Below are 17,905 nucleotides of genomic sequence, written 5' to 3' on the forward strand. Positions count from 1 at the left end.
CTTATCTTTTAACAAAAAGAATGACGCGTCACACGCCACTCCTACAGGAAAAAGCGCATTATGCGCTGTCAGAGACAAACAAGACCCGCTTTCCTGCTTGAATGAAGCAGAAAAACTGGCTTGTGTCTCGCCTGAGGAAAGGGCGTGAAAAGACGCGTCATTCTTTTTTGGAGTCAGCCTCTTTTTCGTTCGTCTCGAATCATTTATTGTACTGATACACGATTGAGTAATTTTTTGTTTGTTCTAATACAAAAGAAGTGTGGTTTTTCATGAGAACGGTTACTTCGGTTGATTAACCAAATTTCATTGATTGTTAAGGAAAAGAGGCGGATAATAAGACCCGAAACTGTTAACAAGGGGACCTTTATCATGCTGTCACGCGTTATGCGTATTATTCAAATCATTGCTCAAATCGCACTCATTTTTTTCTTTTCACTCAGTGGGGACTGGGTGAGCGAAACCTTTCAATTACCATTACCTGGTAACATCATCGGCTTGATTCTACTGTACCTAGCGTTAAAAAGCCGTCTGATTCCGCTTGTGGCCGTCGAACGGGGCGGGACATTTCTTCTGTTCGTCATGCCATTGTTCTTTGTTCCAGCACTATCCGGAATCATGGATTATACGGCATTTCTCCGGACATCCGGTTTACAGATCGTGTTGATCGTCGTCGTCAGTAGCCTTCTGACATTAGTCGGATCAGCGTACATCGTCGATCGTTTAGCACACCGAAAAGAGGCGGTGACACGACATGAATGAGGCACTGTTTTGGATCATTCTGACTATTTTATTGTTTAGCGTAGCGATGTTCCTCTATCAACGTCATCCTCGAGTCTGGACGTTACCAATCCTGACGGTAACGGCAGTTTTGATCTTAATTCTCGTCTATTCTGGAGTCTCACACGCAGAATACATGCAAGGTGGACAATATCTATCGAAGATGCTTGGTCCGGCAATCACGGCATTTGCGATTCCGCTCTACCGCGTCCGGCATCAAGTTCGGCGTTTTCTACCAGAAATCGGACTTGGTGTTTTGCTTGGAACCTGTATTGCAATGAGTTCAGATCTGTTACTCGGTCTGTTGCTTCATCTCGAGCGGACGACGAACCTTGCCTTGTTACCGAAATCGGTCACGTTACCCGTTGCTTTAGCGATCTCACAAAAAGCTGGCGGGACGACGACGCTGACGGCTGCCTTCGTTTTATTGACCGGATTGACAGGATCAATCGTCGGACCAAAATTAATGACGGGCTTGAAGATTCGGCACTTCGTCAGCCGTGGAGTAGGCTTGGCATCGATTGCCCACGTCATGGGTGCGACGAAATCGATGAGTCTTGACCAGCGCGAAGGGGCGGTCGGTCTGTTGACGATGGTCTTGACGGCGGTCTGTGCCAGCGTCATCGCACCGTTTTTAATCACATGGTTATATGGATAAACACTCTGTTTTTTTCAACGGAGTGTTTTTTGTAGCCGATTGAAACTTGTCGACCGTTTTAGCAGTATAGTACAACAGAAAACAGGGTGGAGGAGAAGAAGATGATCATTTGGATTAACGGTACGTTTGGCGTCGGGAAAACAACGGCAGCAACTGGGTTACAAAAGCGCTGGAGCGGATCACACATCTTTGACCCGGAAGAGACAGGTTATTTTCTACGGGCGCAACTGCCGGAAAACAAGGACGATTTTCAAGATGAGCCGTTGTGGCGCACGTTTAACCGACAGCTCCTCGAGCAGCTCGATACGGAAAAGGCGCGTATCATCGTGCCGATGACCTTGACGAACCCGGCATACTTTCAGGAAATCATCGGCACGTTACGAGCGAACGGTCATGACGTCCGTCATATCGCATTGATGGCGAAAGAGACGACTGTCAAACGCCGGCTAATTAGCCGCTTCGAGCGTCCGAACTCGTGGGGCGGTCAACAAGCGGAACAACGATTACGGCAATTATCCGATCCGCTGTTCAGTCAACAGATCGAGACGGACAATCTGACGAAAGGGCAAGTCATCGATGCGATTGCTCTCGTGACTGGGATTGGACTCTCGCCTGCCCGATCGTGAAGGGTTCAAGAAAGAGGTTTCCGGGAATCATTAGATGATAATACATGAGGAGGAAACCATCTTGAACGAAGGGCAATATACTGCTAGGAGGATTTATGAACATGAAACACTGGATGACTGAGAAGTTAGGCAGACAGTTGATGGCAATTTTTTATAGTGTCTTTGCACTAAGTGTCATCACATCGGTTGCCAGTTATTTATACGTGGACAATGCAGACGGTCGGACGAAAGAACAGGTACTCGACCAGTTACAAAAGACACAATGGTTCTGGTTTTTGAACTTGATGGTTTTTTTATTTTGTCTATTGTTCATCGTCCGTCCATTGATTCATCGGGTGACGTCACAGCTCCGCGAATTGAATGTCAAAAGTCGTCGTCTTGCGGAAGGAAAGTCGATTTCGCTCGAGCATGATGTCGACAGCCATAATGAAGTCGGTCAATTGACGGCATCGTTTTACCAGATGGCACGGTCGATCTCATCACAACATGCGGAATTGTCAGCAAAGAATCAAGAAATGGAACACAATCAGGAAGTATTGAAGCAAAAACAGAATGAGCTTGAGCGTGCCTTGGAAGTGACCCGGACAAACGAGTTGCATCTACAAGATCGGAATGAATTAATCGAAACGCTTGCGTCAAAGGAGAGTTTATTTGATTACTCGTCTGTCATCAGTACGATCGTCCGGTTGACGAAGACAGAGTTCGGGGCATTGTTATTGATTAAGAATAATGAAATCGCGCAAGTCGTTCCAAAAGAAATGACGGAAGAACAACAAGAGAGTCTGAAGACGGAGTCGTTACTACTAAAGCGAGTCATGATTTCAAAGGAAACGGCACATTCCTCAAAAAAGGTCGCGAACGACGATCTGATCAAATATCCGTATCACGTCTATGAAGGTGTCATTCCGATCATGGATCCGGCAAAAGAAGAATTGATTGCCTGTCTCTATCTAGCACGGTTTGACGCACCATTCAATCAACAGGATTTGGCGGAACTGGAATCGTTCTCGAAACAGATTGCGATCTCATTGATGCGAATGTCACTCTACGAACAGATGGAATACGAACGAAAAGAGACAGCACAACTGCTGAATTCCGTTCGGGAAGCGATTCTTTATATCAAACATGAGGAAAAGACGATCTTAGGGAATCAGGCATTATTTGATATCTTCCAGTCGTTACAGGTCGAGGAAGACAATGACTCGATGACGTTTCTTGAAGTCCGACCAGAGACGATGTTCGAGCAGATGGACCAGAAAGAAGCTTTTGAAGCGTACTTTGAAGAAGTTTTATCGGGTGAGATCCCTGAGGGCATGTTCTCTTTGTCGATCGACCAGGGTGAATATTTCATTCAAGTTTATGCCGAAGCGATCGCGCATGGAGAACAGTCGAAGGGAACGATCCTCGTCTTTCGTGACGTCACGGCTGAGACAGAGGTTGATCGGGTCAAATCAGAACTCGTCTCGACGGTTTCGCATGAACTTCGAACACCGCTCTCTTCGATTTATGGCTTTACGGAGCTCATGTTGAAACGAGATTTGGATCCCGAGCGGAACAAAAGGTATTTGCAGACGATTCACGATGAATCAAAACGTCTGACCAATCTTGTCAGCGACTTCTTGAACGTCCAGCGGATGGAGTCAGGAAAGCAAGAGTATGATAAACAAATCTTTGATTTGAAAGAAATCGTCAAGGAACAAATTCAGTTTTATCAAGCAGCGACGGAACAACATAGTCTGCAGCTTGATTTGAATGACGAACAGGACTTTATGGTCGAAGCAGATGCGAACAGTATGAAACAGCTACTTGGAAATCTATTGAATAATGCAGTCAAATACTCACCGGACGGTGGGGATGTCGTTGTGACGCTGACCCATCAGCACAATCAGATTGAACTCAGCGTCCGTGATTTCGGAATCGGGATTCCGAGTCATTCGATGCCGCATCTATTCAGCAAGTTCTATCGTGTCGATAACTCAGACAGCCGAAAAATCGGCGGAACAGGTCTTGGATTATCGATTTGTAAGGAAATCGTTCGAGCACATGATGGCAACATCGAAGTCGAATCGATCTTGGGAGAAGGGACGGTTTTTCGGGTCAAGTTACCAAGTGCGACGGACGCGTTACTCGAAGCAGAATAAGGAGAAGGAGAGGCAAGCTAATATGCCTCTTCTTTTTTTGTCGTTTTTCGTGTGAGATTCGTCCAATTCAGGAGATCGGCTAAAATGTAGAAGAATCGGGCTTTTACGCAATAAACCGAACAGATTGATGACAAAACGGCTGAAACAGTTGAAAAAATCGTAAATTGTGCAGGGATTGCGAACGTTTCTGAACTCTCGCTATAGTGATTACAAAAAAACATGGGAGGAAGAAGAATCATGGAGAGCTTAGAAGCGTTACTCACACCACCGCAAGAGATCGAACAAGAGAATGCAAACATTGATGGCAAAACACCACTTGCGAAGTTACAACGGATTGCTGGGGAAGCAGCACGGCAGATGATGCGACGACATCTCGAAGCGGATGTCTTGCAGGCGCTTGACGACAACATTTTGTATATTCATGACGCCGATTATTATGTGACTGGGACGACGACTTGTGCCCAAATTCCGCTCGGTCAGTTACTCTCAAACGGATTTCAGACAACGCACGGTTCGATCCGTCCGGCGCAAGACATTCGTTCTGCCCTCGCCCTTGCGGCAATCATCGTCCAGGCGAATCAAAACATGCAGCATGGCGGACAAGCCTTCGCAACCTTTGATGATGATTTAGCGCCGTTCGTTGAAAAGACCTATCAACGGGAATGGACGAAACTAAATGACCTCGTTCCGCATTGGAAGCGGCGTAAGCGGGAGCGACATGCATGGCAGGAGACGTATGAAAAAACGTTTCAAGCATGTGAAGCATTCATTCATAATACGAATTCGATGCATTCGCGCGGTGGTGGACAGGTTCCGTTTTTATCCGTCAATTACGGAACGAATACGACGCAAGCAGGGCGGCTATTCCAGCGAGCCTTGCTAACAGCGACGGAGCGTGGACTGGGCAAGGGTGAGACACCGATTTTTCCGATTCAGATCTTTAAAGTCAAACAAGGCGTCAACCTGTCACCGACAGACCCGAATTACGATTTGTTTCAGCTTGCTACCCGCGTGACAGGAAAACGACTGTTTCCGAATTTTGCGTTTCTCGATGCGCCATTTAATCGCCAGGAGCAACCAGGAAAAGCAGAAGTCGCGTATATGGGATGCCGAACCCGTGTATTCGAGGATCGTGGAGACATACCGTCCGTCACAGGTCGTGGTAATTTATCCTTCACGAGCATCAATCTCGTCCGTTTGGCACTCCAGAGTCAAACCGTCGATCAAATGTTCGAAGTCGTCCAAGATACGACAAGACTTGCATGCCGGCAACTCATCGCACGGTATGAGTTCCAGGCAAGTCGAACGGCTGACGAGTTTCCATTTTTATATCAACACGTCTGGAAAGACGGTGAGACGCTAAGAAATAAGGATCAGGTAGGTCCGGTCCTCAAGCACGGGACGTTGGCGGTCGGCTTCATCGGTCTCGCGGAATGTTTGACCGTCCTGACGGGGAGTCATCATGGGTATTCCGAACTGGCACACCGGATTGGTCTTGCATTGATTCAAGCGATGCGGACGGTAGTCGACGATTTTGGCGAACAGACAGGGTTGAACTTTAGTTTACTCGCAACTCCGGCCGAAGGATTATCCGGTAAGTTCACACGTCGCGATGTCAGTGACTTTGGTGAGATCGAAGGAGTGACAGATCGACCGTATTATACAAATTCCTTTCACATTCCTGTCGATGCGCCGGTGACGATCCGTGAGAAGATTCAACTCGAAGCCCCGTTCCATGCATTATGTAATGGCGGTCATATCACCTATGTCGAGACGGATGGTGCGCTTGCTGGAAATCCGGAAGCAATCGAAGACATCGTTCGTTTAATGGCGGAGGCTGGAATCGGTTATGGATCAATCAATCATCCCGTCGATCGTTGTCTTGATTGCCGAACAGAGCAGACGATCGAGGATCAATGTCCGGTTTGCGGGAGTGGATCGATCGAACGCATTCGACGGATCACCGGATATCTCGTCGGTACGCTGGACCGCTGGAATGAAGCGAAACGGGCAGAAGAACAGAATCGGGTAAAACACGATGTTACGGGTCCTCTCGCTTCTTCCTGACTCCGTCGTCGATGGTCCCGGTTTACGAACGGTGTTATTTCTTGCCGGTTGTCCGCATCACTGTGCCGGCTGTCATAATCCGTCCTCCTGGGATCCTGCAGGTGGCGTAGCTTGGACAATTGACGAGACGGTCGCGCGGATTCAAGCAACCGGTCACCGGCGCCTGACGCTATCCGGTGGGGAACCGTTGTTACAAGCAATAGCGCTCTATCGGCTACTAGAACGACTCGGACCAGACTATGAAGTGATCTTGTATACGGGCTATGTGTTGGAAGAGATCATTAAGCACCGAGAATGGCACCCCTTGTTACGCCGACTAGATGGATTGATTGATGGTCCGTTCATCCTATCGAAACTTGACCGAACGACAAGCTTTCGGGGGAGTACGAATCAACGAATGTATGATCGACAGCATTTAAACAAACGTTTGGATTAGACAAAAACTCCCACATCTTTTTAGACAGGGGAGAATCAAATCATGCATATTTTTGTTCTTGATCGACGGATTCGACGACTGCGAGTGTCGTTGTCCGTCGTTTTTTGATGAAAAACGATAAAATCAAAGCAGCAAGTGCGAGTAACGTCGCGATGAAGAACGTATCATTGATTCCTTCGATCATCGCCTGCATCTGCAACCATTCCGGATTTGCAGCTTCAGGTTGTGAAGCGAGTTCCGGAACGTGGTGTTTCGTCCGCGATGTCATGATCGTCACGAGCAGACCTGAACCAATCGCACCCGATACTTGTGACAACGTGTTGTTTAATGCCGTACCGTGTGGCGTCAAATGTTGTGGAATATGATTCAATCCGTTCGTCATGACCGGCATCATGACCATCGAGATTCCAAGGAAACGTAACGTATACATGATGACGAGGAACGCGTATGACGTATCCGCAGCTAGCTGACTGAATGAGAACGTCGTCAAGACCGTCAGTGATAAGCCGATGATGGCAAGGATGCGAGCACCAAATCGGTCGAAGAGACGACCTGTGATTGGTGACATGATCGCCATGACGATCGCACCCGGTAACATCAAGAGACCAGAGTGAAATGGTGAGATGCCACGAATTGTCTGGATGTAGATCGGCATCAAGATCATCGCGGAGAACATCGACATGTTCAAGACCATTGAAATCCCTTGTGATAAAGCGAACATTGGATACCGGAAAATACCGAACTCAAGCATCGGTTCTTCGAGCATGAATTGACGTATAATGAAGGAAGTCAAACTGATTACACCGATGATCAATGATCCGATGACCGTCCAAGAGCCCCATCCGGCAGAACCGGCGGAACTAAATCCATACAACAAACCACCGAAGCCGAAGCTTGAGAGGACGAGTGAGAACAAATCGAGCTTAAGTGAACTTTGAACCGTCTCTTTCTTCAATAAGAAAGCACCCGTGAAGAGTACGAGCAATGCGATCGGTGTGACGAGATGGAACAACATCCGCCACTCATAATGTTCAAGAATCCACCCGGACAATGTCGGTCCGATTGCTGGAGCGAAGGTGATGACGAGTCCGAAGATTCCCATCGCTTGCCCGCGCTTCTCGATTGGAAAACCGGTCAAGAGAACGTTCATTAACAGTGGCATCATGATCGCGGAACCCGACGCCTGCATCATGCGCGCGCCGAGTAGGAGCGGGAAGATGTGTGCTTGTCCGGCGATAATCGTTCCGAGTGAGAACAGTGTCATCGCCGTCAAGAACAGTTGGCGCGTTGAGAACTTTTGGACGAGGAATGCTGACGTCGGAATCATGATTCCATTGACGAGCATATATCCCGTCGTCAACCACTGGGCGGTGCTTGTCTGAATACCGAACGATTTCATGATCGATGGTAAGGCGATGTTGAGTAACGTCGAGTTTAGGACCGCAACGAACGCACCTGCCATGAGGACAGCTAAAATTAAATAAAGTCGTGATGATTGCTTGCTTGATTGCATTTCGTTATGCTCCTTTTGTACTACGAGTCTAAAATGTTAGACTTGAATTCTATGACTGACTTGGCTATCTTACCAGCAGAAGTCGAATGAGTTCAAATTATTTGCTTTATACACTAAAATAAGTGGTTGTCGAACCAATTATGAACAGAAAAGGACAAGACCATGAATCCAAAAAAGAAACAATTATTAGATGCTGCCTATCAACTATTCGTCGAAAAGGGTTATCAATCGACATCCATTCAGGATATTCTCGAACACAGTAACGTTTCTAAAGGGACGTTCTATAATTACTTCTCCTCTAAAAACGAATTATTCATTGATGTCTTTAATACCGTCTTTGAAAAAATGCGGATCGCGCGTAAGGAAATTCTTGTCGGACGGGATGTCTCGGATTACGAGACGTTCATTCAACAAGGAAACTGTTATTTGGAATTGATGCAAAAATATAAACTATATACATTGTTCGAAGAGGCCATTGCTTCAAATGAAAAAGAACTAAAGACGTTCATGGAAAACAATCGACTTCTTGAGATCGAGTGGACGTTCGATCGGTTACGTGATTTATTCGGTCAGACGAAGGAACCGTATCTTCTAGATTTAGCAGTCATTTACACGGGAATGTTGCAATATGCGATGTACTTCTTCCGTCAATCCGAACCGAACACACAGCCGGAACGAGTCGTCCGCTACGTGTTCAATCGGTTGACGCATCTCGTCGAAGACGTCAGTCGGACGGAGGAACAATTGATTCCGCCACGATTCCTATCGGTCTGGCTCGATCGTCCACAAGATGAAGTCGTCATCCGGAAGGATTTATTCGAAAAGACGAGCGCACACATGAAGCGTTTGATCACCTTGTCTTCGATTTCCGAAGAATCGAAGGAAGCACATGAAGAAGTTCTCGATTTCATCTATGAGGAATTGCTCGAACGTAAGAAACCGAAAATCCATCTCCTGCGCCGGGCACTCGAGACGATGGATGAAGATCCGGTCTTCGCGGGACAGGAAATCATGGCGACTTATAAAACGATGGTCGATGAGATTGCCCGCATTCGGACCAAAACTTCCTAAAAAGGTTGCTTTTTGAAACTAATCCAATTACACTGAGATCATTCATGTTAGAAAAGAGGTCTCAATCATCATATGTTTACTCAATGGAAAAAAGAGTGGTTCTTGCAACCAAAAGCGGATTTGTTGTCCGGAATCGTCGTTGCCTTAGCACTCGTCCCGGAAGCAATCGCGTTTTCGCTGATCGCTGGTGTCAACCCGATGGTTGGGCTATACGCTTCCGTTATCATTGCAATTGTCATCTCGATTGCCGGTGGCCGCCCTGGAATGATTTCGGCTGCGACTGGCGCGATGGCACTCGTCGTCGTCCAGCTCGTCAAAGATCACGGTGTTGATTATTTACTAGCTGCCGGTATACTTGCCGGAATTCTACAAATCGCGTTCGGCTTTTTAGGAATTGCCAAGCTATTACGATTCATTCCTCGAGCTGTCATGGTCGGATTCGTCAATGCACTCGCCATTCTGATTTTCTCGGCGCAATTGCCACAGTTCGAAGGGCAAAACTGGATCATGTATGCGATGGTCGCCGCGTCACTCGCCATCATCTTGTTATTCCCACGGGTCACGAAAGCGATTCCGGCACCACTTGTTGCGATCACGATCATGACGGTATTAACAGTCGTCTTTTCGCTCGATACCCGTGTCATCGGGGATATGGGACAAATCGAAGCGGCGTTACCAAGCTTCTTCTTGCCAGATGTCCCGTTCTCACTCGAGACGCTTCAAATCATCTTCCCATATGCCTTGTCACTCGCATTCGTTGGTTTGATCGAATCGTTACTGACAGCACGAATCGTTGATGAAATGACGGATACGACGTCGAACAAAGCGATGGAATCGCGCGGACAAGGAATTGCGAACATCATCGCCGGTATGTTCGGTGGAATGCCAGGTTGTGCGATGATCGGGCAATCAGTCATCAATGTCACATCCGGTGGACGCGGTCGCTTGTCGACGTTGACAGCAGGTGTGTTTTTGATGCTATTGATGTTCACGATGAACGATCTATTGATGACGATTCCAATGGGAGCGCTCGTCGGCGTCATGTTCTTCGTCTCGTATGCGACGTTTGACTGGGGATCATTCAAGATGCTCAAGACGTCACCGAAAAGTGATTCTGCGGTCATGCTCGCGACCGTGCTCGTGACGGTATTGACGCATGACTTATCGATGGGTGTCCTTGTCGGGATTTTGCTTGCAGCGTTATTATTCGCGTCAAAAATTTCTCGCATCCAAGTCGAGCGCAAGGAACAAACAGAACGAGTCCGTTATACGATCCGTGGACCGTTATTCTTTGCGTCGACGACTGCATTTGCGGAACAGTTCCAGCTCGATGCTGATCTATCATCGATCATCACGCTCGATTTCTCAGCGTGTCACTTATTTGATGATTCAGCCATCGAAGCGATCGAGAACGTCGTCTTGAAATATGAACGACTCGGCAAAAAAGTCGAACTTGTTGGATTAAATGAAGAGTCTCAGGCTCTTGTTGATCGATTAGCGCAACGGATTGCATAATGAATTTTATCAAAGGGGTAGCATTCCTAGGTACATGGGAATGCTACCCCTTTCTATTATCTTGACGAGTCATATAAGTACTATATATCCGATAGTTGTATGATGTGATAAGGTGTAAACTATTAAAGAAAGTTATCTGAACTAACGTTAAAAAACTTTAATTCAACTCACTCTAATAAATAAACGAGGTTCACTAAATGAAAAATTACCACCTGAATAGAATAATCAATTTAAGGTCGGTCGAAGCATATTTTTTGAGAACTGGTTATTTAACACCACCTATTTATTGCATGATACTGATTGATTATCAACGTCCTAGCACAATTGACGATTTTCCTTATTTAAAAAATATTGATGGAATCTCGGAAGACGACTTTGGATATGATAATTTTATAAAAGCAATCATTATTTCACCTGAGAAAGTTACTCAAGAAACATATGATGAATTATGTACCGTGGCAGGTGGTTTTTTAGAGGATAAAGAAGAGTGTCGATGGAATTTGGATATTGAAGTTATTGGTAATTTCAAACATAAAAATAATTTGGATGAAATTTTTCCTTTACTCCAAAATGTATTAGAAAAGTACAAGTGTCCTATAAATATTCATCATATTCCTATAGAAAAATTTAACTTCTTATCACAAGAATAAATGATGTGTGATGTTTTAACATTCAAACCTACTACTCGTCCGATATGATTTATAAGATATCTATATGATCTTCAACTGTTGAAACGAACTAAAAGTCAAAGAATGACTGAATACCATGTATGAATTATGTTTTATCACTAAAAATAATAGTAAAACGATTTGAGGATTGAACATGTGCTGGAGAGGATAAGTGCGACGTGTTTTCAGTTTCGCTATACTAAAAACAAAGGGGGCAATTAGAATGAAATGGTTTCGATTTGAGCAAGAAGGAAAAGTAGGTATCGGGGTTGAACGGGATGGCTCTACATATGATGTGACGGCACAAGTCTATACGAATTCATTGTTTGAAGTGATTTCACGTGAGTTCGAAGTTGACCTTGATTTAGATATCGCGCCACTACTTAAAGGGGATGTACGACAGCTCACACCTTATGTACCGGCACGAAACGTCATATGTGTCGGCAAGAACTACGCCGATCACATCAAGGAGATGGATACAGCGGGAGCGGGGAAATTCGTCTTGTTCACGAAAGCACCGACATCGATCGTTGGTCCGTTCGAACCAATCGAACGGCATGCGGATTTGACGAAGCAACTGGATTATGAAGGAGAACTCGCCATCATCATCGGCAAGACGGGGCGTGATCTGACACCAGAAAATGCGCTTGATCATGTGTTTGGCTACAGTATTGTCAATGACGTGACGGCACGGGATTTACAAAAAGAACACGTCCAGTTCTTCCGTGGTAAATCACTCGATGGGTTCTGTCCGTTTGGACCGGTCATCGTCTCAGCGGATAGCTTTGATCCAAGTGACGTCCTCGTCGAGACACGTGTGAACGGGCAACTCCGACAGTCAGGATCAACCGCCTTAATGTTGCGTGACGTCGTAACGATTTTAGTGGAAGTGTCACGTGGGATGACGCTTGAAGCCGGAGATGTCATCGCGACAGGAACTCCAGCTGGTGTCGGACATGGTATGAAACCACCGGTCTACCTTCAGACAGGGGATGTCGTCGAAGTATCGATTGAAGGAATCGGTCGTTTGCAAAATGAAGTCCAGTGAACGAAGATGACCGAATTGATTGAATTGCATTCACCGCTTTCCAAATTACTTTGGAAAGTGGTTTTTTATTTTGTAAAAATCGTCAAAAATTTAAAAAATGATTGATTTCAAACAATAAAACAGTCATAAAATGACCGTTTTTGATGTATAATGAAACTATAAGAACGATTTCATGTCGAAAAAAGTCGTATTTTGAACGTTTTATAAAGAATTTATATAAATTTTGACCGTTTTTGATTGATTTTTATATGTAAACGCTTTATATTAAAGATGCGGAGGGAAACCTTATGTTAACCAAAAAACGCCATCAACTCATCCTTGAGCTTTTAGCCCGAGAAGAAGTCGTCAAGATGCAAAAGATCGTCGAACAAACCGGTGCGAGTGAATCCACGATTCGTCGGGATTTATCACAACTCGAGACAGCAGGTCACCTGCGTCGAGTACACGGGGGAGCAACAGCAAACCATTTGCAAATTGAAGAACTGAGTTACTTCGAGAAGAGTGACCAGCATGTCGAAGAGAAGGAACGGATCGCGCGAGCGGCTGCCGACCTGATTGAAGACGGTATGTATGTCTATCTCGATGCCGGAACGACGACGCTTGCCATCGTTCCGTATCTCGAAGAGAAGGCGATTACGGTCGTAACGAACAGTCTTCCTCTAGCGAACACGTTACTCTATCACCGTATCCCGACGTTCGTCGTCGGAGGGCAACTCAAGCATTCAACGCAGGCACTCGTCGGTTACAACGCACGTGAAGGAATGTTGATTTACCATTTTGATGTCGCGTTCCTTGGGATGAACGGTGTTCATCCGGCACAAGGCTTCACGACACCAGATCCGGAAGAGGCACTCGTAAAGAAGACAGCGATCGAATTAGCAAAACAATCGTATGTACTCGTCGATGAGACGAAGCTGGATGCGATCAGCTTCAGTCGGGTGGCGTCCTTGCAAGCGGCGACGATCATCACGACGACATCCAGTGAGCAAGAAGCGAAATACAGTCAATACACAGAGGTGGTGAACGCGAAATGATTTATACACTGACACTCAACCCATCAATCGACTATTATGTCACGTTACCGGTATTTGAGGCAGGACAAGTCAATCGTGTCGAACAGGCGGAAAAAGTGGCCGGAGGGAAAGGAATCAACGTCTCTCTCGTCCTAAAAAACTATGAGGTAGAAACACAAGCACTCGGATTCCTTGGAGGAAGTACCGGACAATTCATCCGGACGGAACTCGAGAAACGAGGCGTGTTAACGGACTTCACACCGATTCAAGATGAGACGCGGATCAACGTAAAGATTCGTGCCGATCAAGAATCTGAGCTGAATGCAGCGGGACCGAAGATTCAACCGGAAGAGCTGGAGCATTTATTATCCCGATTCAAGACGATGCAAGCCGGTGACATCGTCGTCTTCGCAGGCAGTATCCCAAGCAGTCTACCGCATGATCTCTATCGTCATATCGCGACGATCTTGAATGAACGGAACGTCCGCTTCGCTGTCGATACGACGAAGGAAGCGATGCTTGAAGTCTTACCGCTCGGTCCATTTTTAATCAAGCCGAATCACCATGAACTCGGTGAAATTTTCGACGTCGAGATTACGTCGAAGGAGATGGCCGTTCCATATGCGCAACAGCTCGTCGAGCGTGGTGCCGAGAATGTCGTTATCTCATTTGCAGGAGACGGAGCACTGCTCGTCAATCGTCAAGGTGCCTACACGGCAAACACACCGGCAGGAAAGCTCGTCAATTCCGTCGGTGCCGGAGATTCACTCGTCGCTGGATTCGTCGCCAGCCACGCGCTCGGCAAAACACCAGAAGAAGCGTTCCGCTATGCGGTAACGACTGGCAGCGCGTCTGCTTATTCCTTCGGTCTTTGTACGAAAGAAGATATCGATCGTCTCCTAGTAGACGTCAACGTCGTTGAACTCATTCAATCCTAAAAGGAGTGTGACTACTCATGAAAATTACTGATCTCTTGACACGTGATACGATTCAACTCGATTTACAAGCGTCATCTAAAGCCGCTGTCATCGATGAACTCGTCAACGTCCTCGATCGGGCAGGAAAACTAAACGATCGCTCGGCATATAAAGAAGCAATTCTCGCACGGGAAGCGCAAAGTACGACAGGTTTAGGAGAAGGTATTGCCATCCCACACGCAAAAACAGCAGCGGTCAAAACACCAGCAATCGCTTTCGGGCGTTCGGCAGGCGTTGACTACGAAGCACTCGACGGTCAACCAAGTCGGTTGTTCTTCATGATTGCGGCGGGTGAGAACGCAGATAATGCACACCTTGAAACACTTTCGAAACTATCCGTTTATTTAATGGATATGAACTTCCGCGATACGATCCTTGCGGCTAAAACGAAAGACGAAGTCATCGCAGCAATCGAAGCGAAGGAACGCGAAGAAGAAGGTCCAGTTGACGTCTCAAGCGACAACGTCGATCAAGACGCACCATATATCCTTGCCGTCACAGCTTGTCCGACAGGAATCGCACACACGTATATGGCAGCTGATGCCCTTCGTCAAAAAGCGGAAGAGATGGGTGTCCGTATCAAAGTCGAGACGAACGGATCGACAGGCGTCAAGAACGGTTTGACACAACAAGATATCAACGATGCGACAGCCATCATCGTCGCAGCGGATAAAGCAGTTGAGATGGATCGTTTTAACGGTAAACACGTCGTTGAAGTACCAGTTGCACAAGGAATTCGGAAACCACAAGAATTGATCAACCGTGCCGTCAAACAGGATGCACCTGTCTACAAAGCAAGCGGTTCAAGCGAAAGCTCAAAACCAGCTCGTGGCGGATTCTACAAACATTTGATGAGTGGGGTATCCGCGATGTTACCACTCGTCGTTGCAGGTGGTCTCTTGATCGCAATCAGCTTCTTCTGGGGTATCAACTCTGCTAACCCAAAAGATCCATCGTACAATGAGTTCGCTGCGCAATTGATGACGATCGGGAAAGCCGCGTTCGGTCTCTTGATTCCGATCCTCGCTGGATTTATCGCGATGTCGATCGCTGATAAACCAGGTCTTGCTCCTGGTCTAATCGCTGGTTTCCTTGCAAGCAACGGTAACGCTGGTTTCCTCGGCGGATTGATTGCCGGTTTCCTTGCCGGGTACGTCGTACTCTTGCTTGTTAAAGTATTCAAAGGTCTTCCAGCAGCACTTGAAGGAATCAAACCAGTCTTGCTCTATCCTCTGTTTGGTTCATTCATCACAGGAATGATCATGTTGCTCGTCATCAATGAGCCGATTGCGAAGTTCATGACATGGCTCACAGATTCATTGAACGGACTCAGTGGTGGAAACGCAATCCTCCTCGGTATGCTCGTCGCAGCGATGATGGCAATCGACATGGGTGGTCCAATCAACAAAACAGCATACGTTTTCGGTACAGCTGCTCTTACAGCAGGTAACACGGAAGTCATGGCAGCTGTCATGGCAGGTGGTATGGTTCCACCACTCATCGTTGCCTTCTCATCCACATTGTTCGCACGTAAGAAATTCACGCCGCAAGAACGTGAAGCAGGAATTGCTGCTTACGCAATGGGCGCATCGTTCGTCACAGAAGGTGCGATTCCATTCGCTGCAGCCGATCCACTGCGCGTCATTCCGTCAAGCGTCATCGGTTCAGCGATTGCTGGTGCGTTGACGATCGTCTTCGGCGTCTTGCTCCCTGCACCACACGGCGGTATCTTCGTCTTCCCGTTACTTGATGGTCCATCAGGTACGGTCATGGCAATCGTCGGTTACGCGGGTGCGATCCTCATCGGTTCACTCGTCGGTGCGGCAATCCTATCCTTCCTCAAAAAACCGCTTGTTGACCAATCGGTCGCGAAAGCGGAAATGACAGAAGGAACAGGTACGAAAGCATCATAATTCAACTAAATCCTCTCCGTTTTTAAGCGGAGGGGATTTTTTGTTGAATTTTGACGGCTAACGGTGAAGAATAGAGGGCATACTGAATAAGAAGGAGGGATGGACATGGGTGGACAATCCTTACAAATCGGACCACGGACCATAAAGACAGGTCTCGCGGTCATCTTGGCGCTGTTGATCAGTAATCTGTTCAACCTCAGCCCAATCCTGCCTGCGATCTCGGCAGCGACGACACTCCTGCCTTCGGTCTATCAGACATGGAAACAATTTCTCGAGGAAGCAGAGGCCAACTTGATTGGTGCCTTTTTGACGTTACTCGCACTTTGGATTTTAGGCGATAACCCGGCGAATCCGCTTGCGATCGGGATCGTCATCATGGCAGCAATTTCGATCTTGCTAGCTTTTGGTTTCGGGCGGACGATTCCACACGTCGTCTTGATGATCATCGTCATTCTCGAAAGTGTCGCGACTGCGACCGAACCACTTTGGCAAGTCGTTTTGATCCGCTACTTGCTCGTCATGCTCGGGATTGGTTGTGCACTCGGCATCAATGCGTTGATTTTCCCGCCACGTTACGGCAATGTCTATTACCAGAAAGCGACGAAACTCTTTGAGAAACTACTCGTCGTCACGCGAGCAATTGCCTTTGAAGGCAAGGTCACCCCATATCGGGCAGCAATCGATAAGATGGGGCGTTCGCTCCTTGAGACACAAAACCTGTTCAACCTACACAAGGAAGAAATTAGAGGAACGCGTCAGAAGCATGCCTCGCTTCTACGGAACCTGCTGATCCTCAAACATATGCAATCGTGCCTCGAACGTGGCGTCGCGACGGCAGAGCGCTTTAGAGAACGAGAGAAGGCACTTGATTCGATTGCAGACGATCTTCGAAGTGAACTGTTCTATCACTTGATGCATATCGCCCAGCGACAAGAGAAAGTCTTGCTGACATACGATCTCCTGTTGACGGAAGAACCGCTCGCGATGGAGGATCTCGTCAAAGAGAACATTGCCTTCGTCAAGCACTCTTTTCTCGATCGTGATGAACTCGAGGAAGAAGTCATCATGGAAATTTTACCGATCGTCGTCTCGATGAACGAGTGGATACAAGAACTCGAATCCTTTGAAAAACGGCTCAATGGTGGGCTTCGTCGCCATATCACATCACTGACGATCGAACAAAAATCAGTCCGTGATAAAACATTTAATCGATTCAAACGTAAAAAAGCCATTGACGAAAGTAAAAAGTAAGCGTATAGTCCTCCTTAACGATACTTTACTTGCTAAAAGCATAACAGTATAACAACGTAACAGCATAACAGAACGAAAGATTAAGCGATGATGAAACCGAAGTAAAGACCATCTCCCTGTTTCAGAGAGCACGTGGCGCTGCGAACGTGTACACAGATGGTGTTGAATTACAGTTTCTGAGCTTCTTGCGTAAGCGAGCGGAGCAAACCGTTATCCCAATCATGAGTGACT

General features: G+C 46.8%; 15 protein-coding genes and 1 other annotated feature (1 of these 16 cut by a window edge). Of the genes, 14 read left to right on the top strand and 1 reads right to left on the bottom strand.

Features of this window, described 5'->3' with window-relative positions:
* The first annotated feature begins 369 nt into the window (after nucleotides 1-369).
* The 6 genes from B3M90_RS00130 (at nucleotide 370) to B3M90_RS00155 (ending at nucleotide 6,705) form a co-directional block, all read left to right on the top strand.
* Nucleotides 370-759: a CidA/LrgA family protein gene (locus B3M90_RS00130; protein WP_290782004.1), complete on the top strand. Its 390-nt coding sequence runs from the start codon at nucleotides 370-372 to the stop codon at nucleotides 757-759.
* The gene (locus B3M90_RS00135; protein WP_290782006.1) at nucleotides 752-1,435 is read left to right on the top strand and encodes an LrgB family protein; all 684 of its coding nucleotides are present in this window, start codon (nucleotides 752-754) and stop codon (nucleotides 1,433-1,435) included. Before B3M90_RS00130 ends, B3M90_RS00135 begins: the two co-directional genes overlap by 8 nt.
* A gap of 86 nt (nucleotides 1,436-1,521) precedes the next feature.
* Nucleotides 1,522-2,061: an AAA family ATPase gene (locus B3M90_RS00140; RefSeq protein ID WP_290782008.1), complete on the top strand. Its 540-nt coding sequence runs from the start codon at nucleotides 1,522-1,524 to the stop codon at nucleotides 2,059-2,061.
* 101 nt (nucleotides 2,062-2,162) lie between these two features.
* Nucleotides 2,163-4,202 (top strand): ATP-binding protein, encoded by a 2,040-nt coding sequence (locus tag B3M90_RS00145; protein WP_214855297.1) that lies wholly within the window; start codon nucleotides 2,163-2,165, stop codon nucleotides 4,200-4,202.
* Nucleotides 4,203-4,439: 237 nt separating this feature from the next.
* Nucleotides 4,440-6,269, top strand: a complete 1,830-nt coding sequence (locus B3M90_RS00150) for an anaerobic ribonucleoside triphosphate reductase (protein ID WP_251137914.1) — start codon at nucleotides 4,440-4,442, stop codon at nucleotides 6,267-6,269.
* Nucleotides 6,241-6,705 carry a 4Fe-4S single cluster domain-containing protein gene (locus B3M90_RS00155; RefSeq protein ID WP_035408815.1) on the top strand — a complete coding sequence of 155 codons (465 nt, stop codon included), beginning with the start codon at nucleotides 6,241-6,243 and terminating at the stop codon, nucleotides 6,703-6,705. Before B3M90_RS00150 ends, B3M90_RS00155 begins: the two co-directional genes overlap by 29 nt.
* A 40-nt stretch (nucleotides 6,706-6,745) precedes the next feature.
* Here B3M90_RS00155 and B3M90_RS00160 read toward each other — a convergent pair whose 3' ends face one another.
* Nucleotides 6,746-8,218 (bottom strand): DHA2 family efflux MFS transporter permease subunit, encoded by a 1,473-nt coding sequence (locus B3M90_RS00160; protein WP_290782011.1) that lies wholly within the window; start codon nucleotides 8,216-8,218, stop codon nucleotides 6,746-6,748.
* Nucleotides 8,219-8,380: 162 nt separating this feature from the next.
* Between B3M90_RS00160 and B3M90_RS00165 the strand changes: the two genes are divergently transcribed.
* The 8 genes from B3M90_RS00165 (at nucleotide 8,381) to B3M90_RS00200 (ending at nucleotide 17,674) form a co-directional block, all read left to right on the top strand.
* Complete coding sequence (locus tag B3M90_RS00165) at nucleotides 8,381-9,289, top strand: TetR/AcrR family transcriptional regulator (RefSeq protein ID WP_290772465.1); 909 nt, start codon at nucleotides 8,381-8,383, stop codon at nucleotides 9,287-9,289.
* A 72-nt stretch (nucleotides 9,290-9,361) separates the two neighbouring features.
* Nucleotides 9,362-10,804, top strand: a complete 1,443-nt coding sequence (locus B3M90_RS00170; protein WP_290755476.1) for a SulP family inorganic anion transporter — start codon at nucleotides 9,362-9,364, stop codon at nucleotides 10,802-10,804.
* A gap of 197 nt (nucleotides 10,805-11,001) precedes the next feature.
* Entirely contained in the window at nucleotides 11,002-11,454 is a 453-nt protein-coding gene (locus B3M90_RS00175) for a hypothetical protein (protein WP_214855308.1), read from the top strand.
* 241 nt (nucleotides 11,455-11,695) lie between these two features.
* Nucleotides 11,696-12,520, top strand: a complete 825-nt coding sequence (locus tag B3M90_RS00180) for a fumarylacetoacetate hydrolase family protein (protein ID WP_290755477.1) — start codon at nucleotides 11,696-11,698, stop codon at nucleotides 12,518-12,520.
* 287 nt (nucleotides 12,521-12,807) lie between these two features.
* Nucleotides 12,808-13,554: a DeoR/GlpR family DNA-binding transcription regulator gene (locus B3M90_RS00185; RefSeq protein ID WP_290782013.1), complete on the top strand. Its 747-nt coding sequence runs from the start codon at nucleotides 12,808-12,810 to the stop codon at nucleotides 13,552-13,554.
* Nucleotides 13,551-14,471 carry a 1-phosphofructokinase gene (pfkB, locus tag B3M90_RS00190; protein ID WP_290782015.1) on the top strand — a complete coding sequence of 307 codons (921 nt, stop codon included), beginning with the start codon at nucleotides 13,551-13,553 and terminating at the stop codon, nucleotides 14,469-14,471. Before B3M90_RS00185 ends, pfkB begins: the two co-directional genes overlap by 4 nt.
* Nucleotides 14,472-14,488: 17 nt before the next feature.
* Nucleotides 14,489-16,423 (top strand): PTS fructose transporter subunit IIABC, encoded by a 1,935-nt coding sequence (locus tag B3M90_RS00195; protein ID WP_035408791.1) that lies wholly within the window; start codon nucleotides 14,489-14,491, stop codon nucleotides 16,421-16,423.
* A gap of 105 nt (nucleotides 16,424-16,528) precedes the next feature.
* Complete coding sequence (locus tag B3M90_RS00200) at nucleotides 16,529-17,674, top strand: FUSC family protein (RefSeq protein WP_035408788.1); 1,146 nt, start codon at nucleotides 16,529-16,531, stop codon at nucleotides 17,672-17,674.
* 78 nt (nucleotides 17,675-17,752) lie between these two features.
* Nucleotides 17,753-17,905, top strand: a binding site (T-box leader) (it continues 52 nt past the right edge of the window).

The sequence above is a fragment of the Exiguobacterium sp. UBA6309 genome (assembly GCF_002439205.1).
Classification (GTDB): Bacteria; Bacillota; Bacilli; order Exiguobacteriales; family Exiguobacteriaceae; genus Exiguobacterium_A.